Annotated in this window: 11 protein-coding genes and 1 pseudogene; 8 read left to right on the top strand and 4 right to left on the bottom strand. The window is 58.1% G+C overall.

The features are described from left to right. Positions 1-772 precede the first annotated feature (772 nt). The 3 genes from AB7008_RS10170 (at position 773) to AB7008_RS10160 (ending at position 3,892) form a co-directional block, all read left to right on the top strand. Positions 773-1,135 (top strand): hypothetical protein, encoded by a 363-nt coding sequence (locus AB7008_RS10170; RefSeq protein ID WP_014497821.1) that lies wholly within the window; start codon positions 773-775, stop codon positions 1,133-1,135. Positions 1,136-2,098: 963 nt separating this feature from the next. Continuing rightward, positions 2,099-2,344: a hypothetical protein gene (locus AB7008_RS10165; protein WP_011084811.1), complete on the top strand. Its 246-nt coding sequence runs from the start codon at positions 2,099-2,101 to the stop codon at positions 2,342-2,344. Between the two features lie 822 nt (positions 2,345-3,166). Beyond that, a complete protein-coding gene (locus AB7008_RS10160) occupies positions 3,167-3,892 on the top strand; it encodes an outer membrane protein (RefSeq protein WP_014497822.1) in 726 nt (241 codons plus the stop codon). Between the two features lie 347 nt (positions 3,893-4,239). Here the strand turns inward: AB7008_RS10160 and AB7008_RS10155 are convergent. Continuing rightward, positions 4,240-4,377 (bottom strand): annotated as a pseudogene (locus tag AB7008_RS10155) (LuxR C-terminal-related transcriptional regulator); the annotation flags it as partial. A 1,245-nt stretch (positions 4,378-5,622) separates the two neighbouring features. On the opposite strand from AB7008_RS10155, the gene AB7008_RS10150 reads away from it, so the two are divergent. Together AB7008_RS10150 and hemN are read left to right on the top strand one after the other, a co-directional pair. Then, entirely contained in the window at positions 5,623-6,339 is a 717-nt protein-coding gene (locus AB7008_RS10150) for a sulfite exporter TauE/SafE family protein (RefSeq protein WP_011084806.1), read from the top strand. Positions 6,340-7,988: 1,649 nt separating this feature from the next. Further along, the gene (gene hemN / locus AB7008_RS10145; RefSeq protein WP_035715344.1) at positions 7,989-9,326 is read left to right on the top strand and encodes an oxygen-independent coproporphyrinogen III oxidase; all 1,338 of its coding nucleotides are present in this window, start codon (positions 7,989-7,991) and stop codon (positions 9,324-9,326) included. Between the two features lie 408 nt (positions 9,327-9,734). Here hemN and AB7008_RS10140 read toward each other — a convergent pair whose 3' ends face one another. Then, the gene (locus AB7008_RS10140) at positions 9,735-10,253 is read right to left on the bottom strand and encodes a hypothetical protein (protein ID WP_011084803.1); all 519 of its coding nucleotides are present in this window, start codon (positions 10,251-10,253) and stop codon (positions 9,735-9,737) included. A 413-nt stretch (positions 10,254-10,666) separates the two neighbouring features. On the opposite strand from AB7008_RS10140, the gene AB7008_RS10135 reads away from it, so the two are divergent. The 3 genes from AB7008_RS10135 (at position 10,667) to AB7008_RS10125 (ending at position 13,650) form a co-directional block, all read left to right on the top strand. Continuing rightward, a complete protein-coding gene (locus AB7008_RS10135) occupies positions 10,667-11,023 on the top strand; it encodes a hypothetical protein (RefSeq protein WP_162131007.1) in 357 nt (118 codons plus the stop codon). A 507-nt stretch (positions 11,024-11,530) separates the two neighbouring features. Continuing rightward, positions 11,531-13,138 carry a carbohydrate porin gene (locus AB7008_RS10130; RefSeq protein WP_223153702.1) on the top strand — a complete coding sequence of 536 codons (1,608 nt, stop codon included), beginning with the start codon at positions 11,531-11,533 and terminating at the stop codon, positions 13,136-13,138. Positions 13,139-13,269: 131 nt separating this feature from the next. Next, positions 13,270-13,650: a transposase gene (locus AB7008_RS10125; protein ID WP_011084799.1), complete on the top strand. Its 381-nt coding sequence runs from the start codon at positions 13,270-13,272 to the stop codon at positions 13,648-13,650. A 7-nt stretch (positions 13,651-13,657) separates the two neighbouring features. On the opposite strand, the gene AB7008_RS10120 is transcribed toward AB7008_RS10125, so the two are convergent. Beyond that, positions 13,658-14,611, bottom strand: coding sequence for a hypothetical protein (locus tag AB7008_RS10120; RefSeq protein WP_223153703.1), 954 nt, complete (start codon positions 14,609-14,611; stop codon positions 13,658-13,660). A gap of 1,898 nt (positions 14,612-16,509) precedes the next feature. Beyond that, a complete protein-coding gene (locus AB7008_RS10115) occupies positions 16,510-17,454 on the bottom strand; it encodes a hypothetical protein (RefSeq protein ID WP_018647405.1) in 945 nt (314 codons plus the stop codon). Between the last annotated feature and the right edge of the window lie 1,643 nt (positions 17,455-19,097).

Genomic DNA, 19,097 nt, shown 5'->3' with positions numbered 1-19,097 from the left:
AACCGGCTCCGATGAAGGCGGTGAGATTGCTCGCCTGCGCTATCAACGAACTGGATGCATCCCATCAACACTTTCTATTTTACTAATTGAAGCCAAACACCGCATAAGTCGATCGCCGGCTTACGGAAGGCAGTGTTCACGAATGTCGCGTGATAATGGATCACTTGGTCGCAGAGCAAATCACGTGCTTCTTGGCTGCTTCGAGCAATGTTTGACGGCAAGACACGTGGGGGCACGAATGCAGTGCGGTGACCAGTCGCAGTTGGCGCGCAATCTACACGACGTTGCCTGCCCCTTTGGGCATGATACTTGATTGCTCTAAGAAGACAGCTATCACGCACACTCGGCGATGGTAAATGCCTCCGCAGCGTAGAACTCGGGCAGGTGAGTTGGCCTTCGCAGGGGTGCGGGCTGGACCTTTCGCTCTGACCAGGCGGGTCGCCTCAACAGTCCGGCGCTGTTGCCGCGGCTCCAAGCAGAGCAGTACAATCAGCTGTGTGGCCCCGAACAGAGTCACCGCTGTTGCCGAACGCACTGGGCGGCTCGAGAATCCATTCAAATCCCGCGCCATCGGCAACGCTTTTCGTTTTTCCCTAGACGCTCATTGCACTTTTGCAATCCTTTCGCGGCACATATGTGCCCCCTCTTCCAGGGGACCGGAAGCGCCTCCTGTGCAGCAGTCATTTGTCCAGCGAAGCGTCCGCCGTTTGGCGAACGGGAAACGATACCTCTACTCCGCCTGTCTTGCATTTCACCACTTTGGAGAAATACCGTGGAACTTGACCCTTCCAATTCACGCATACAAAACCTCGAGGATCGCGTCGACCTGCAACTCGACATCGTGGCTGGGCTCATGCGCGAAGAAGGCAACGAGCTGGAAGCGATCCGATTACTTAATGCCCTCATAGGCCAAATGATCACCGCGGAACTGGAGCTCGGCCAGCTTGGCGATACAAGAACCGGCCACGGACGAATGCGATTGTCGCAAGACCGTGGCGTTTACCACCCCGAGGACCTTCAGATTCTGGGACGCCTTTTTGATCAGACTGTGGCGGCATTACCGGCCGCGCTGCGGACTTCCGCCAATCGATTGACGATCGCCAAGCTCATTCTTTCACGTGCGGCAGCGGACTGAGATTTCATTTGCGCTTTTTGGAGATTGATGGCGTTGAGCGGACGTTTATGGCTGGGCTGACAGTTACACTTAGGCCGCACACACCAGGGATCGACATTTGCTGTTTATGGGCTCACCGTCCGTAAGCGCGCCGCTTCCGCTGGCCTTTCATATGGCAACAGTTCGCCACCACTTTCGAAATCAGGCTTGCTCTATCTCACGCCGCCGGCGACGCATTCGATCTAGCTGGGCCTTGCTGTCCCTCGACGCCTTTCACGAGCTGCAAGTATCCAAAGCTCGGAAGCGCGCCGCCGATCCCACGCTGCGCCGGCTTTCCTACGCAACTCCGTATTGAACCCACACCGACGGCGCCCGGCCCTTCTTTGCCAAACGACTAAGAATCCGCCGTGGGGAAAGTGCAATTGCCCTTGCATCTCGTTCCCTCTCTTAGGCGCCTGACCGGTAACAAACACCACGGCCGGAGCAGAAAGCCACGCGCAGGTGAATATCACACGGCAATAGGCGTCGAGACTTGTCGCAAAGCAGACAAGTCTCATCCGGAACAGGCTACATCACCCCAAATCCGACGTCACAAGCGCCATTGCGGTTTGAACGCTTCTTGAGAGTGGGAAAAGAGTAGGCGGCCTTTTTCATCATGCTGGGCTTTAACCGCAACCCGTGGGGGCCGATCTTCCGAATGAAGGAAAAGCCACAATTTGGTGACCGACCAAGAGGCCCACGACGGCAATGAAGGGCACGACAACTCGTACTCGCTTCACTCTTTTCAGAATTTCTTCGAATTGCGCGGGCATTACGGCGTTCGGTCATCGCAACTTCAACAAGCATCTATATCCTCTCCTGAAGTCCCGGGAGTAGCGTGGAAGAGGTTGAGGAGCAGATGTCTTTCGTGCTGAGACACGCAACACAATCCGGTTGCTTTTGAGAAGGTACTTCCTTGTATCAGGATGTCGAGGAGCGTTAGAGATGGATCAGATCTTTTCCGAGCAGGTGCAGGTGCCAGATGCCGTTGTGAGCGTCGCATTTGACAAGGCTTGGAGCTTTGTCGAGAAGGATCCGCTGCTGGCACATAATCTGAAGGCCGTCCTTCATAGCCGATTGCGCACTTACCTCGAGTGCTCGATAAGAAACGGCGAACGGAATGCTTTGAATCTGGCCAACGAGGCGATACGCAACTTGCGGGCTGAACTGGCACCGTCGACCGGGCAATGACTCGCTTGTGCCTATTGCGGCGAGAGCATCCGGCGCCGTTAAGGCATTTAGGGCGCCTCATACGGTGGAAAATTCGGGCCAGTGCGTGGTCGAGCAGACTTTTCTCTAATCATGTGCGGCCCCGCTGAAACGAGAGCGCTCGAGAAAGCTGTTGCCTCTACAGCTCCTCTGGCGGCCGAGACCAGGAAGCTGAACACCAGGCCCAGACGGCGGCGAGACGGGGCGGCCGCGCTGGTATTCGCTCGCGCCAGGAAACCGACCACGGTGACCTTGAGCTCGGCACGATCTTGCGCAACTTCAAGCAAGAGCACTGTCTAGCACGCAGTGGGCTTCCCGACCCATCAATCAAGGTCGAAGTTGACGGACCATCGAGCTAGACTTGTGGTCGTTCCAGAGCCAAAGCGATCGAGCCTGCAATCGATCGGCATCGCGTTGCTCGCGATTGCAAGCGATAGCACGTCCGTGTTGCCGGAAGAATGACCTTAAGCGCCTGAGGCGTGCCATCGATCCAGTACTGTAAGTGCGGCTGGGCGTTGCCGCAGCTTAGCGACGGAAGGAGCCGAACACCTTTTGGCTTTGCTCCGCGTCGCAGGTGATCATGAACGATCATTTTCAAAGAGGATGATCCGCGCGAGGCGACCACTGCCGAGCCACAGCGTCTCGGTAGAAGCAAAGCAGCGGAAACCGCGAGCTCCGCAATCTGACGCCGCGGGCGATTGGGCACGTTTCTTTCCAAGACATGTTGTGCGCCAGTTACAGCAATTCGCGTTCATGTTGTTAAACGGCACGGTGCCTGGGGCACCTAAAGGAAACAACACGCGAATGAAAAAGATTCTTATTCTGACTGCATGCATCGGCGCACTCTGTGCGGCCGCCCCCTCATTCGGCACGGATCTGGCCGGGCAGCCCGTCAAGGTCAAGGCGGCACCGCTGCCGGTCGCGGCCCCGATTATCGATTGGTCCGGCTACTATATGGGCGCAAACGGTGGCTGGGGAACGAGCCACAATTGCTGGGATTTCAATGGCATCACTTCCGAGGGCTGCCATAATTCGACTGGCGGTACCGTTGGCGGCCAGATCGGCTATCGTTGGCAAATCTTCAACATGGTGTACGGCCTCGAAGGCCAGGGCAACTGGGCCGACTTCCGCGGCTCCAATGTCAGCACCGCCTTCCCGACAGACACCGTTGGCACCACGACAGATGCATTCGGCCTACTCACGGGCCATATCGGATACGCGTTCAATGCTGTGCTCCTTTATGGCAAGGGCGGTGCTGCGGTGACCAGCAACACCTATTACGTCAACTCGGTGGCAACGGGCACCGAGCTTGGCAAAAACAATGATGTGCGTTGGGGTGGCGTGCTGGGCGCCGGTGCCGAAGTCAGCCTCACGCCGAACTGGTCAGCGGGCGTCGAGTATAACCACTTGTTCATGCAGCGCAGCAACATAAGCTTCCCAGCGGCCCTTGGCGCGGATCGCGCGCACCAGGACGTCGATCTCATCACGGCACGGCTCAACTACAAGTTTGGCTGGCCGTTCGCCAGATAAAGATCTCCACGCGTTTGGATGAATCGGGACCCCGGCCCGCGGTCGGGGTTCTTTCCTCAGCTGTTCCTCTCCCTAGACCCCTGTCCGACGTCCCGAGCAAGCGGTGCGGGCTCATCTGAGCAAAGAATCACCCGCTGGTGGAGAGAGCCATGCTCCGACCAGTGAGCATTAGATCGGCCGATTCCACATCTTACCGACCTTACGAAGCCCCAGAACCTCACCCAGCGCGAGATGCAGACTTGCCCAAAGGAGGGTTATATCTGCGAGTTCACCGAAAGCACCGTGCTCAACTTGCCAGAAGCTGGAAGCCAAAGATGTGACAGTTGGCGGTCGTTCCTCAATTGAATTCAAAGAACATCGAGGCGAATAGCTATCGCGACTGCTTGAATCCGGCTGGTCGCACCCAGCTTTCCCATCGTATTCTTGACATGAAAATTGACTGCATTCTCGCTGATTTCCAGGATCATCCCAATTTCCCATAACGATTTTCCTTCTCTGACGCCATTGGCCGCATTCGTTGCTCTGCCGGCGACTGCGCCAGGATGATCGCATCGTCAAACAACCGAATAGCGTCATCATCCTTGCTCCGAGGCGATCGACAAAGTGCTCGCTGATGGCGAGCTGGCGAACTCGGAGATCATCGCCTGTCGTCCGTGCGGATCGACTCCATGCGAACACAAGGATGCTCCATCTTACTCATGCCGGCAGTGATAGAAGGGCCGAGGGCCCCGGGACTGTGCTGGCGACAAGAACCGAGCGCACGCACGGCTAGATGCTTGGGTCGGTTTAGCTTGCATGGCGAGAAAACGCAGTCGCGTCCGAACGGTGCTTCGCTTTGTCTCTCGGGCGAGCACGAGGAGATCTTGGGCTCTGAACTACACGTAAGGTAGAGCACGCACCTTTCAGTGCGAGACTCGATCTGCGTCTTGTCAGTACCAATTCCCTGCTTTGAGATGAAGACAACAGAAGTGTCATCTTTTTTCCCAATCTTGCGAATCATCCATCGCTAACCTGTCGCTGATTCTCGGCGTGTGACAGCGTCGGTGACGCGATCGATGAGCTGAACGGAAGATCCGATGCAGACGCCATACTCCCCGCATCGTTGTCCGGCATTTCATCGGGCCCGTCCGGCAGGCCCGGTACAAACGAACCGAACGGACAGAAATGGGCCACGTCAAAAACGCAACAAGCGATAGGCGCAGTCGCGAAACCTGTTTGATGCGGAAGACACTTTGCATGCGCATTCCAGAAGGAGAGGCCCCCGGATCGGACTAGCAAGTGCCATACCAACTGTTGATTTCGCCAAAATCAATCGTCGCAAAAGGACTTCGAATGCGGACGGTTGGTTGCGAGGTAGGTGCCTCGAAGCATTCATGACATGGGGAGGGAAGGCGACAGTACCATTGCGAGCTGCGGCACGGGGTAAGCTACAGCAACAAATGCAGCTCACCTCGGCAGCTCACCTCGGCCGCCCCCTCGAGTGCCGTCCTCTCAGGGCCTCAAACGCCCCCTATTGGGGCCCAGTCAACTACCAACCTCGGCAATTGATGGGAGGGTCCACACATGGCACTCGCTAAGGAACTTGAACTGACTACACCTCCGGCCGCACGATTCCGGCGAACCGCTTAGATCCGCCCCGAGCGGAAATACAATTAGGCCGCACCAGATGCACGAATCATGATGGGCTTGCTAATAAAACGGGCGAAGATCGTCGCCAAGATATGTGAAGCATGACTTCCCTGCTCTTCGCGATCATCTCCCTGCTATATGCGAGCGTTGGCCAGGCTGGCGGGACTGCATTCCTCTCGCTAATGGCTTTTTTTGGTATGTCATCGACAGAGACGCGCCCCACGGCGCTTGGTCTCAACATTGTCGTCGCGGCTTATTCTACTTGGCTGTTCAACCGCAACAAGGTCGTTGACTGGACAATCCTGCGCCCTCTTCTCTTTTCGTCAATGCCAGCGTCGCTTGCCGGTGGCTTGATTGTGCTCGAGGAGCACATGTACAAAACACTAACCGGACTCGTTCTTCTTCTGGCGAGCGCAGTGATGATCATGCAGCGGGGACGAGCTGTCGATCGCGTCGGCGAAATTCCGCTCCGGGAAAGCGTGAGCATTGGCGCGGTCCTTGGCCTCGTTTCTGGCCTGACTGGGGTGGGCGGCGGTGTGTTCCTCGCCCCGACGCTCATCGCACTGAATTGGGCATCACCGAGGCAGACCGTCGCGCTATCACCCCCTTTTATCCTGGCCAATTCCACAGTCGGCTTCGTCGGAGCTCTTTTCACCGGGCAATTTCCCTCTCCGGATTTGGCTCTATACGCTATCTTCACGCTGGCGGGGGCGGTCGCTGGAGCAGTAATCGGCCTGAAATGGTTGAGCCAGACAGCCATCAGATTCATACTGGCGGCCGTTCTGCTCGTTGCCGGCATTCAATTGGTTCGCGCTTAAAGTGGAAACGCGCATCTTTCATGCGGGCGATCCCAGCGCGGTCAGATCGAAGTACAAGGTTTCTGCGAGCCGCGGCTCAAGCCTGGTCCGAGCGCCTTGCCCAACACTGAAAGCCGCCAACACGATCGCGAAAAGCCGTAGGGTCGAGCGAGGGTGAGGCGGATCCGAGCGCGCTCCGCATCGTCCTGAGGCGGACGGTCAGTACTAGATCGCATCCGATTCGCGCTTCCAATCGACCTGCAGGATCAACGTCGGGCAGGCCGGGCGAGCAAACGAGGCGTACGCCGATCTCGGCTATGGCCTGGCGCCACGCTTCAATCAAGCGTGCCGGACGAAGAGCACCTGATCGATGGCGATCCGGCAAGCTCTCACTACCCTGAGGACCGCGCCAGGGTGCGCATTCGACTTGGTTAGGAGCGATAGGGCGATGAACTCTCAATATAGTATTTCTGCAAGGCCGCGCAATCTCCTTTCTCGCGCGCGTGTGGGCTGCGTCCTCATGGAGAATATTACGAAGATGATGTCCACGCTCGATTGGTTTTCGAAACAGACACTTTATCGATCCAGTGTGAATGGACTGGAACGCCAGGATGCGAATCCCATTTTCTGTAATCATGAGGCACAACCTTACACCCCGGCTCCTGCATACATGGCCTCCAGCTCGCAGCGTAGGAATGTTTTGTGACGGGATGATCGACGCCTCACCAGGCGACTTATGTGGAACCGAATCTGGAGGTCCATCGCATTGATGCGACGCCAATGAAGACTCGCTGCATAGATATGCGATCTGGCCGATCAACAGCTGCAACGGCGTTATCAGAAACAAAACGCCTCAACCGATGAAGCAGAATAGAAAGTACAGCAAATCGTTCCGAGCTCGCGTTTGCCATCAGCACGACGTCCAACTCGTTGTGAGTTAGTGACATGTATTTGGATCTGAACGAGACGCCGGCGAACCAAGGCGTCCCGACGCACTTTGCCGGGGGCGTGAAGTGCGCCGGGGCCACCCCAACATCATCAGTACATCCGTGATGATGCTTGCGGCAATGAGACAAGCAGCGTGGCGGAATTGAGGCTCATTGATTTTATGCTGGAAACCAAAAAAGTTTTTCGTGAGCTGCTACAAAAGACTTGAATCGCACGCAGCGTCACGTGCTGCAATCGCACATCGCACATCGCACATCGCGCTCTGCTCTAGCAAGTCACTTATCTCCGTGACGCTCCGGCCTTGAACGGGAGGCATCCGTCGATTGCGGAGCAACCACGTCGGCCTTTCCTCGGAAGTCCAGCAACAAGCTCAGCTGCCCTGCTGAGGTTTTAAGATCCCTGTTTCCGTCGCAAAAAGGCAGCACGCCAGGGGGAATGCGGAAACGACGCTGCCCGATGAGCGATTGATACTGCGCACGGCTAGTCGCGGTACACCGCGCTAATTCGAGCGTCCTCGTAGAAATTCATATGCCACCATAAACGTCCGAATAATTGCGGACGAGCGGCGCTCACTTCCAGGCATGAACCCCAACGCTGCGTTTGGCCGTGACGTCGAGAGCAGGCCAGATCTCAGGAACCGTTAGACGCGTTTGACATAACGCAAAGACATAACAGTGGGCATCGGTCAGCTTTATGCCGCTCGACCATGAGAAAGTTAGGCTTTGCAGACGTATCTCCTGAACAAGTATTGCGACGCTCGCCTGCCTTGGTACACCATATACCCGACCGTGCCGGATTTCTCCGCGACCGTCGGTGCTAAGACTTGTGAGACATGGTTGAGGCGGCTGCCGCCCGACGATCCCGTGTCGCTATACATCCACGTTCCGTTCTGTCGTGCTATCTGTTGGTATTGCGGCTTCCCTACAAGCCTCACTCGCAGCGAGCGACCGATCCGCAAGTACTTGGCGACGCTGCATGCCGAGATACGTTTGGTCGCAGAGCAAGCGCCTCGCGCGCTGCCGGTAAGCGACGTGCATTTCGGCGGCGGGACGCCGACTACTATTGCACCGGCCGATTTTCTCGCCTTGATGGCACTCCTGCGACGCTGCTTCGCGTTCAGCAAATCAGCTACCATCGCCATAGAAATCGACCCACGTGCGTTCACAGCCGAGATGGTTGAAACATTACAAGTGGCCGGCGTCAATCGCGCGAGCATCGGCGTGCAAAGCTTCGACGGGGTGGTTCAGAGGTCGGTCAACCGCGTCCAGAGCGAGGTGCAGACGGCGTCTGTCGTCGAAAGCCTTCGCCAGCATGGGATAAGCCGCATCAATTTCGACCTCCTCTTCGGACTGCCGCATCAGACGGTGCGATCTTGCGTGGACTCTACACGGACGGCTCTGGCCATGCGGCCAGACCGGCTTGCAGTTTTCGGCTATGCTCACGTCCCCTCCTATATGAAACGTCAGCGCCAGATCGATGAGACGGCGCTGCCGGATAATCTCGCCCGCGCCGAGCAAGCCGCGGCTATCGCAGATACGCTGGTCTCGGCTGGCTACCGCCAGATCGGGCTCGACCATTTCGCCCTGCCCAACGACGAGCTCGCGCTGGCGCAGAAAGCCGGTCAGCTTCGCCGCAACTCCCTGGGCTATTCGGCTGATACCTGCAAAACCGTGATCGGCTTAGGTCCGTCAGCCATCGGCCGTCTGCGTGAGGGTTACGTTCAGAACGAGAGCGCAACCGCTTCCTATCACCAACACATTCAGGCTGGTCGTCCGGCAACCTCAAAAGGCTACTGCCTCTCCCCCGAAGATCGCCTCCGCGCCGCAATTATCGAGCGTCTGATGTGCGATTTGCAGGCCGACGTACCAGCGATCTGTGCTGCTCACGGATTTGATCCAATTCCTCTTCTCAATTCGGCCGACCGGCTGGGAATGCTCGCCGAAGACGGGATAGTGGACATTGAAGAGGGATTCATTCGGGTCAAGCAGGAACACCGGTTTCTCGTTCGTGCTGTTGCTGCCGCATTCGACACCTATCTCGACCGTATCCCTATTAACTAAGCCGCGCATGTGAGCAGATCTCAAACATTTAAGCTCTTCGCGACGGAATGATCTGAAGAGGCACCTCCGGCAGACAGGCCAGATTTCGAGGATGCAGCGGCGGTGTCATGACAACGATCTTTCAGATATGGCCTCAAACCGGGAGGGCTGACTAAAGGGAAGCTGATTTGAAGGAGAAGCGCAGCGGATTCCGCCGTTCAGGGCCACGGCTCGATCATGCCGAAAGGGCTCTGCCCCACCTCCCCTTGACTGCTCTTGATGATGGTGACGGCCTCAGCGACGTGCCGCTGGAGACGCCGGCGCCCGCACCAGCTTCGGGAAATTTACGGCTGGAGGCAGCTTTGCGAAGCTACGGTCCACCTCCTCGAGCACAGTTGGACACTCGACGACGCCTGCAGCGTCCCAGACTCAAGGCTCGGCTGTCTTCGGTCCGGCGATCACTGGCGCGCCTCCGACGGAAACAGGTCCCTGTGGTTTGGACCGCCCGAAGCGTTTCCTGGCGGCGCTCGAAACAGCCCGGGCTGGCGACAAAGGAGGCTCGGAAGCAGCAGAAGGGACAGGTGTTGAACTCTGCAGCGCATCGATCCGCGAAGTCAGTATGGTGATCTGATCCAGGACCCCTTTGAGGACATCCCGCTGGGCATCGATCCGGCGGTTGAGTTCTGCGATCTCATCACCATTTTTCTGCTGTGCCCACTTTATCTCGGACAAGGATGCCCTGTCCTCCGGTGGCAGGCTCATCGTTGAAGCGACTTCGCTGCTTTCCGGCGTCTCGACAGGCTCTTCAAGGTTAGCCCAAAGCCAGGCGCTAGCAGCACACGAGCCGACGAGGATAAGCGGGAGCACCAAAACCGGGAGAATCCGTCTTGACGGCCCGTGCAAGAGCGGCCGCAAGTCTGAAGCGGCCGCTTGATCAATCAAGTCCATTGTCCCTCGCTCAAGATCTCGTTCCAGCAGGCTTATTTTGTCGACGCGATAGCTCGCGATGCTCCCGCGTTCCAGGAGCTGCCAGCGTCGACAATAATCAATCTTGGTGAGCTTCCCGATCGGCTGCGCCTACTCCTATGAAACGCTCCTTCTTGAGCAACGCGACAATTTGCGCGCGTTCTCAATGATAGCGCCACCAGCGAGCAATGGTTCTCGTCGTAGTCGGCGATGGCGCAGCATTCTCTCATCATTCAGAAGAACCTTGCAGATTTTTTACCGTGCCCCGGCACGAATGCAAACCGTCCACTGATTCCTGCAAGTGTTCGATGGAGCCCCGCCTCACGCATTGCCCAGACCAGCAACCTCGTCTGGGACGCGCCACGTAAGCGCCACGGCTGATCGGCCGAGCCGCAATGGCGCGATTGGACCGGCAAACATTGCACCTGATCAACTACCAGTTCCGGCAGGTTGTTCGAGATGACGGGCACGTGGCAAGCGTAACCAACGAACGCCGCGCACATCAAGGTTTTGGATGCAAGACAGGTTTTGCCGCGCCGACGGCAGAAAGCAACTGCTCGCCGATATCCGCCAAAGCTGCTCGATGGCTGATTCCTCCGGTCCCCTGCGCTATCACGTTGGATGTTGTGGTGTGGTTGCCGCGCGCGCAAATCCAAAAGCTCTTCGGCCTTCAAGCCCGCCGATCGTCTCGTGTTTCGCTGACAACGATACCAATGAAACGCTTCGTGAAGCCAAGCCTCTTGCACGGCTAGCCTTGCTTTCGGGTGGCTGCCGTTTGGTCCAGAAAGCCGCCTTCGATGCAGATGCGCACCACCGCCAGACTCGCCTGACGCACAGTGAGCAAGGTGGACATTCGCAACGCTTTGGCGGCCAGGACAGAACGCTCCGCGCGCTCGTGAGCATTTGCCGAGCCAGCGCTCTCCGCTGGCTCTGGGCGCACCGGCGTCACGCACAACCAAAGTTTCGGACCAGATCATCCTCGCGCCGCGAGCTGAGAGATTCAGGAAGCCTGAGTGGCTCTGTTCGGATAGATCGAGTTCTGGCTCGTCCCCCTCCCCCACGGACGCGAAACGACAGCCGCGATGCCGCTTGCTCGTCATTGCGAGGAGCGCTGGCGACGAAGCGATCCAGACTGCCACTGCGGGGGGGTCTGGATTGCTTGGCTGCGCTTGCAATGACGATGTGGAAGCAGGCGCGTGCCACACGCCGCCGCGAGCTCACTTCGGGCCAATCAGGCCGCATATTCATGGCCGGCAGACATGGACCCGAACTACGCCATGCGTGATTGCCTTCTTGCGACGACCTCGCCCCGGACATACTCGGCTACGGCAGCACTTTCTTTCAATTTAAGACCAAGGGGCAAGCAATCTGGGCTTGCTATCGCACTTTCGCTAGCGGCTTGTCTGGTCGGCAATCCCGTACTGGCACAAACCGCGAGCGGACTTGATCCTAGTAACCACCCTGTGGATCAGGCCAGCAAAAGAGGAAAGACTTCCGACCGGGCCGCAAAGCTCCCGATCGACCTGATCTGTCAGGCAATCCGCCCTCCTGCCCCGGCGCGAGCAGCAGGTCCCGGAGTGCCTTTGGAGAAGCGCGGCAATGCGGACAGGGCTGCTCAGACGAGACCGCAAAAAACGATCGATCCCTTCCAAAGGTACGACAATCTGCGTGAAAAAGGGTTGTGGTTCCCCATCCCTGGTCCTGCAGATACGATTGATCAGGACAAGGGGGGCGTTAGATCTGCGCTGGCGGACGTCGGCATCGGCTATATCGGGTGGACACATAACTCCTTTGCAAGCAACCAGCTACCGCATGCAGCCAGAAGCACTATCGCAAACCAGCTCTATATGGGCCAGAATCCGACTTTCGCGTCGGCGAACTTCATGATCGTCACCTACGATCTGAGCCGGTTTGGCATTGCCGACGGACAGATTGTCGTAGGGGCCGAGCAGCAATACTGGACGTGGGATCGCCCAGGGCCAGATCGGGTGGGACTCAATACGCTCGCCTACTACCAGACTTTCTTCAACAGGACACTAGAACTCAAACTTGGCTACCTCAGAAACCAGAATGAATTCACCGGCACATTGTTCGGAGGAATCACAGGATCGAACATGTCTGCCTTGTTCCAGGCTGGGATGAGCACCAATGCCGCGCCCACGCCAGCGGCCAACTTGAAGTACAATTTTGACGCTCGCTTGTACAACAAGGTCTCCGTCCAGCGCTCAATCAGTCCAGATGGTGCCTATGCCCATATAACCGAGAATCCCACCGGCTTGAAATGGAGCACGGCCAATGCAGGCATCCTTCTTGTCGAAGAAGCCGGCTACAAGAGCAAGGCTGCTCCCGGCGTACCCGACACGTGGCTGCGGGCGGGCGTTGGTTTGAACAGGAGCCGCTACACGAATTTGGCGGATCCCAAGCAACAAAGGGAGAGCGGAAATAATTTTCACTACATCGCTGCGGACAGGCAGCTCTGGCAGAGTGACGCCCTTGGGTCGCCGTCTCGCGGCATCTACGGCGGCTTCTCCGTCATGGGAGCTCCACCTGAGCGCAACAGGATCAGCCGGTATTACGAGCTTCGTCTTTATGCAAAGGGACCTTTTGATAGCCGGCCCAGTGATCTGATTGCTCTCGTGGCGACCAACACGGCCTGGAGTAAGCTTGCAGTGGATGCTGCTCTGGCAAAAGGCCAGCTTGCGCACCGCGATAGCACAGCAGTCACGGGAACATACATCGCGCATCTCGCTCCGGGGATATATGCAAGCGTCGGACTGTCATACATTCATTACCCGACAATCATCACACACACGCCCCAAACGGAACACGCGCTCAATCTGTTGATATCTACGTTGATATTCTTCTGATCATCGCAAGCGCCGTTCTGCTCCGACGTTATCGTGACGCATGGGACCGAACCCTACCACGGCAAGTCGGCTAAGCGTGACAGAAACGAGAGCGCGACCTTCGACCGAGCAACGAGCACCACTTTATCGGCATGGGGAAGGACCTGGACGATCGTAAGCTCGGGGGAAACCAGCGAGCGGAAGGCATGGAGCAAGGGCGAATCGCGGGCATCGATTGCGATTCTGATCTTATGACCTTATTCGCGCCCGTGAATTCCGCAACCTTCACCAAAGAACCCAATTGCATGAGACGAGGCGGTCTCGCGGGCGCCGGCATCACCGCGTTGATGAGCCGCGAGGCCGTTTGCTACGACAATGCCCCGATGGAGAGCTTCCTCCATACACTGGTTCGTCATCGCAACCATAACCGCGCCGACGCCCAGCGCATTATCTTTGCTTTCATCGAGGGCTTCTACGAGCCGAACCCGGCTCCATTCCGCAATCGATATATCGCCCGATCGAGATGGAGCTAAAAGCCGCTTAAACCCCTCCACTCTTTCGGGGAAGATCAGACTGCTCTAAATTTAGAGCCGAGTCATCTGGATCGACGGATACTGGCGACGGTATGGATTGATCATCGAGCAATCGCCAAAGCTCCCCTGGAGAGAATTGCTCTAGATCGAAACTAAGCCCTTCTGGACCGGCGGAGAACGACGGGGCAGGGTGTTGGCGCAAGTCATCCTGCAAGTCCTTTTCTAGTCGCTGAAGCTCCTCTGAGGGGACGGAGACGGGGGACGGCATGGATTGATTATCAAGCAATCGCCGAAGCTCCCCTGGAGAGAATTGCTTTAGATCGAAACTAAACTCTTCTGGATCGGCGGAGAACGACGCGGCAGGGTGTCGGTGCAACTCGCCCTGTAAGTCCTTTTCCAGTCGCTGAAGCTTGTCCGAAGGGACGGAGGCTGGTGACGGAATGGGTTGATGATCAAGATGATCCAGCACTTGCAAAAGCTCCCACTGATGAAGCTGCTCGGGATTGATCGCGACGTGCCCTTGGACGAAAGCCGACGGGGCGGGTTGATCCTCCTGCCCGTCCCGAAGCTCCTCTCGCCGACTGCTAGCTTCGTACGAGGCCCTGTGCTGTGCAGCGGCGTCGCCGATGAGCGTCGGTTCCATCAGTGCCGCGCTTTCGGGATGGATGGGGGCCACGTTCGGGGGGCGGGCGCGACCGCTCCGTTGGCGTACGATGACTTCGCCCGTCGACCGAAAGGTGCGGAGATGGTCTAATGCTACAAGGAGGATTTTGGGATTTCCCTTTCCGACGAACTCGTATACGTCACCGCCATTGCTCAGCGACTTATTGTCCTGCCGAGCAACAATGCTCGGTCTGCGTTTTGCGAAGAGCCAACGGCTAAAGCTAAGAAGAGCGCCTGCATGTTGCTTCGCCCCACCGGCGACCATCCCGCCTTTGATGAGAGCCTCCTCAAGCCTCAAGATTTCGGGAGCATCCTCGGATAAACAGGCCGCTTGTCCAACTGATGCCCCCGTACCACAATCCCAGTTGATTGAGCCGGCTGCATCGCGGAGGCTGCTGACATTGCTCCACCACCGCCTGAATTGGCGAACTCGCTCAGCTGCTGCTCAATGGCAACGCCTTGCGGACTTTTTAGGGCCCTTGGCCTCTTCGCTGCTCTCAACTCAGCTGTGTTACGCTCATCGTTGATGAGGACCTCGCTTGGCAAGAGGTTGCTCCTGGCAAGTGCACTCATCGGCTCGGCCGGGGACTGCTGGTGTAGCTAGACACATTGGTAGAGGGCCTACCGCGTGGCCCACCGTCAGGGATCGCGTTATCGGCTTCGCGCACCTCGTTTAATTGCTGCTCAAAGTCGTCTTGCCCGGATCGGTCGGGTTGATGCTCTTGCGAGACCTGTACCGCGGCCCGGCAGTTACGTCAAAATTGTGCGGTTCCACATTAGCCTCTCGTCATGCAATCAATTGAGCTAGTCCTACTATGAACAAACTTTCGAGAATCTGACGAGCCGTCGCCCGCGGCTCTCAATCGTCGCGCAACTTCATGCCGAAATCCTCGACTTGCGCGCCACCGGTCTGTCGCCGCGCGGGATCGCGCCGCAGATCGCCATGAGCGTGAGGACTATCGAACGCTGGCTTGCTGCGGGCGGTGAGCCTGAGCGCCGGCGGCCGCCCGCACACTCTGTCCTCATTGATCCTTTTCGAGATTATTTGGGAAAAGCGCTGGGAGGAAGCTGACCTTAGCGATTTTTATCGCACCAAGCTCGCTTTCATCGGCTTCCCAGGTCCAGTGGGCACTTGCACTCTGCTCCCGAGCGGACCAGGTGTTTGCAACGCAGCGCGAGGGGCCTTTGCATAGCGCAATAACTGAACTGGGCATGAGGCCTTAAGCTATGCAGGTTGCGAAATACCGCGCCCGCCGAGGAATTTGGGCGGCCATCAGGAAAAGCGTTTGTCAGCAAACTTTCGTTTGGTGGCCAAGTTCTTGGCGCTTGGCCATCGCCTGCGCTCGGCGCCGGTGCTCCCTCGATCAGGAATGCGTTCGATCTGTGGTAGCTGCGGTTTTCAAGACAAGAATTGGCGGACTATGTGAAAGGATCAGGGATGCAGAAAGCATGTCCGGGCACGCACCAAATTGGTAGAATCGCTTGGCAGATTCTACAAAGAGGAGGCTGGACGGTTCAGGCCGTGCCCCTGCAACGGATCCATCGCCTGCCAACAGCCTCGCTATAGAACGCCTTACGCGAGCTGCCCCGCCGAAAGCTCGATTGCAGGCCCTGCTGCCTCTTCAGCCACGTTCAGGATAAATGCGTACGCGCTGGCGGCCTTCGCTCTCCACCAATTCACCCCTGTAAGGCACTCCGCGGATCTCGAAATAGGTTGGTTGGCCCGCCCGCGGCAAGATGCCTTGGCCTTCCAGGGCGCGGACGAGGTAGGGCGGAAGGAATCGATCTCGGTGCTCCCATCCCCGCGGATCAGATACCCAAGATCAACGGGCCCCTCACCGGATTGCACGGCTGGCACGATCGGCCGGGGACGATAGAGCGACTGAGACGGGCCTGGTTCATCCGGCTGGCTCACGCGGGGATGATGGATCAGGCGAACATCCCTGCGGCCTCCTGGTCCACCGTAGCCGAAAATAGCGCTCCCCATTGATCACAAACTGACTTGGCCCGAACTGGTTTGGCAGCAGATGCATATTTCCCAATACATCGATCAACACGACTGAAGCCGCCTGGGAGCCGTGGCGCCAGCCGGCGCCAACGATCGCTCCTATATCCCGCAGCTCCGGAGCCGCCCCCGGCGGTCCTGCGAACGACGAGGCGGCTGCAAATTCAGATGCTGGCGCAGAGCGCGCATCGTCACGCAAGTCGTGGGGTGTGGGGTGGATCCAGATCAACGAAGGAGTCGAGACCGCCGTAGATGTTTGACGATCGAGGCCTCACGCACGACGGCGATGCGGAGTCTTGCATCTGTTGCCCGAGCCAGGCCCAGGCTCCCTGGCTGGGGGTGGCCGGTGTAGCAGGAAGCTCGAGCGGCGGATGAGCTTGCGCGCCCCAGTGCGGCGCTGGCTCTGGTGAGGCGGGTCCTTGGATCTGCTCGCCAAGCCAGTTCCAGGCTCCGGCGCTCGGCGTCGCCGGGGTTGCGGGAAGCTGCTGCGACGAACCGGCCTGCCAATGGCTGGGCGGCGCTGGCATCGATATGTTGGGCCCGTGGATCTGCTCGCCAAGCCAATCCCAGGCGCCCGCGCTCGGGCTAGCTGGCGTTGCGGGAGGACCCTGCAGTGCATGCGGCTGTCGAGCAGCTTCCCAAGAAGGCTGGCCCGGATCCTCAGGAGGCCTCAATCCAAGCGCCCTGTTCGCCTCCAGGATTTGCTCGTATCCGCCAAGTTTGACCAGATCAGCATTGATCTTCTTGTCGTTGGTTTCGCGCCTGTACTCCTCGAGATCCCGGACAAACGCGGGGGTGGAAAGTCGGCCGGCCATCGGTGGCCTATCATGGGTCCGCAGCCACTCACTCAGCTTAGACATGCGGCGAGCTTGCCTGTCGATCGTCTTCGGCTCGATCCTGTGTGTTGCCTTTTCCGCCGCCGCCCACATGTGGATGAGGGTTGCGTCCGCGCCGTGAGGAGCCAGTCGGCGGAGATCAGGCGCCAGGGCGTTTCCGGCACCGACCTCACGGAGCTTCTTCAAGGCCGCCTTGATGCGCGTGCCGCGGCGGCCTGCGTACCTGTCGACCTCCTCATCGAGCTCAGCTTCCAGCTGGTGGTTTTCCACCTCCGGATTGTCCTGCTGCGCGTTTTCCAATTCCCGGCTATTCGATCCGCAATTGAGGGCCTGCCGTGCTCGCTCAGGAGCACGCTCAAATGGCGCAAATCGGTTGCCGCATTCTTGATCGTGCCGTCGGTGAGGTTACCCGCCGCCTTGTTTCGGAAATCTTTAATGAGCTCCTCATCGGCCGCAGGGACCCCGCGCGTCCGGCCCGGCTGCCTCGCATAATCAATTCGTAAATTCGTCGAAAAGACGTCAGATTGCCCAGCGTCGCGCGACGAATTTTCACTGCTGCTCCGGCCAAGCGCCTTGCCGATTCCCGACTTGAAGCGTGACCATAATCTGCGGCTTTTTCCGCTTTTGGCCGACGCGGCAGACTCTGCGTCCGGAAAGCTTTAGCGCGCGCTGCTGAACAGATCATCTCGCAAACTAGACTGCGGCACTTGCGTCGCAGCGGTAAGCTGAAAGCTGGGAATGTCTACGCTCCGGCGCGTGTCGCCTAGCGCACTCTCCCTAAAAGTGGAGTGCGGCGGCGCCCGCATCGAACCGCCGAAATCGTCCCGCCGGACTGCTCGACCACCTCCTGCGGGAGGCCGATCAGGTGAAGTTGACTTGCTTTGATCAGACGGATCGAGATGCAAATCCTCCATACGCTTCTCAAAGTCGCCTTGCTCGCTTGAGTCGCCCCGTCGCTGACCCGCCCGCCCCGGCAGCGCGGCGTACTCCCGCATCCAGGCTCCTGAATCGAAGAATGGGTCAACCGGATCCATCCTGCTCTCCTCATGTTTGTAGAGACCCTGCAGCAATCCGTACGGCCTGGATTACGGCGAGATTGCAGCTCTTCAGATTCTCGATTGTTGTAGCCGCAACCTTTCAAGAAGCTGACGAGATCAGGATATTGCTGCGCGCGAGACCGGCGTCGCATCGGCACCCGCCTGACGACGGACGGAGTTGCTCCAATTTTATCGCACCTCTTCGCCGGTTTCGTGTTCGAGCTGACGAAATTGGTCGACCGATCTAACAATGGATCGCCGGTCGATCGTGCGCCGAATTCAAGCATCACGGCGGGACTTACATAGCCGCTACCGTCTCCAATGGATCATACGTGACGTGCATCTTGTCGTCCTTATCAATTTTGGTAGTGAGCTTGTCCTATTGCAGGCGTTCATTGATGACGCACAACGTCTTTTCCTTGACGCAGACCGGAGGCGTTCTCGCGCGTTGGCACTTTTGCTTTGACTGCGGTTCTGAGGGACCAAATTGTCCACCGGGTCCGGAGCTGTTGCTCGAATGCCGTATGTGAGATCCACGTCGTACGAGAAACGGCGAATTGCGCCGTAAGCCTTCGAAAGGGACGTTCCGCTCGGAGACGAGATTCTCGCCCAGTGGCGACGAGCGCGTTCAGGCATCAAAACGACCCCAAACATTCTTTTTCGAGAAGATGTGCAGGGCGTCCTGAGTTCGCAGCAGTAACGGTGCCTGGCAAGCCAAGTTGGCAATGAAGATCCGGCAGACTTCGATTCGCTCACTTCAATCGGGCTCAGTCTTTGACTGAGGGACCGCAAGGCTTCTCTTGCAGTCTCGGGACCGCCCCGCTCGAGCGCGCACGACCTCACCTGCACGACGGCTTGGCCATCGTAAGCTGCCAACGCGGTGCATGCTTGAACTCCACAACTTGC

It is taken from the genome of Bradyrhizobium sp. 521_C7_N1_3, assembly GCF_052075975.1.
Classification (GTDB): domain Bacteria; phylum Pseudomonadota; class Alphaproteobacteria; order Rhizobiales; family Xanthobacteraceae; genus Bradyrhizobium; species Bradyrhizobium japonicum.
This window is presented reverse-complemented; position numbering and strand designations above follow the sequence as displayed.

Bases quoted from the DNA above. Each gene is read 5' to 3' on its own strand.
- AB7008_RS10165 (WP_011084811.1), top strand. From the start codon at position 2,099: ATGGATCAGATCTTTTCCGAGCAGGTGCAGGTGCCAGATGCCGTTGTG.
- AB7008_RS10160 (WP_014497822.1), top strand. From the start codon at position 3,167: ATGAAAAAGATTCTTATTCTGACTGCATGCATCGGCGCACTCTGTGCG.
- AB7008_RS10150 (WP_011084806.1), top strand. From the start codon at position 5,623: ATGACTTCCCTGCTCTTCGCGATCATCTCCCTGCTATATGCGAGCGTT.
- AB7008_RS10140 (WP_011084803.1), bottom strand. From the start codon at position 10,253: ATGGACTTGATTGATCAAGCGGCCGCTTCAGACTTGCGGCCGCTCTTG.
- AB7008_RS10135 (WP_162131007.1), top strand. From the start codon at position 10,667: ATGGCGCGATTGGACCGGCAAACATTGCACCTGATCAACTACCAGTTC.
- AB7008_RS10130 (WP_223153702.1), top strand. From the start codon at position 11,531: ATGGACCCGAACTACGCCATGCGTGATTGCCTTCTTGCGACGACCTCG.
- AB7008_RS10125 (WP_011084799.1), top strand. From the start codon at position 13,270: ATGGGGAAGGACCTGGACGATCGTAAGCTCGGGGGAAACCAGCGAGCG.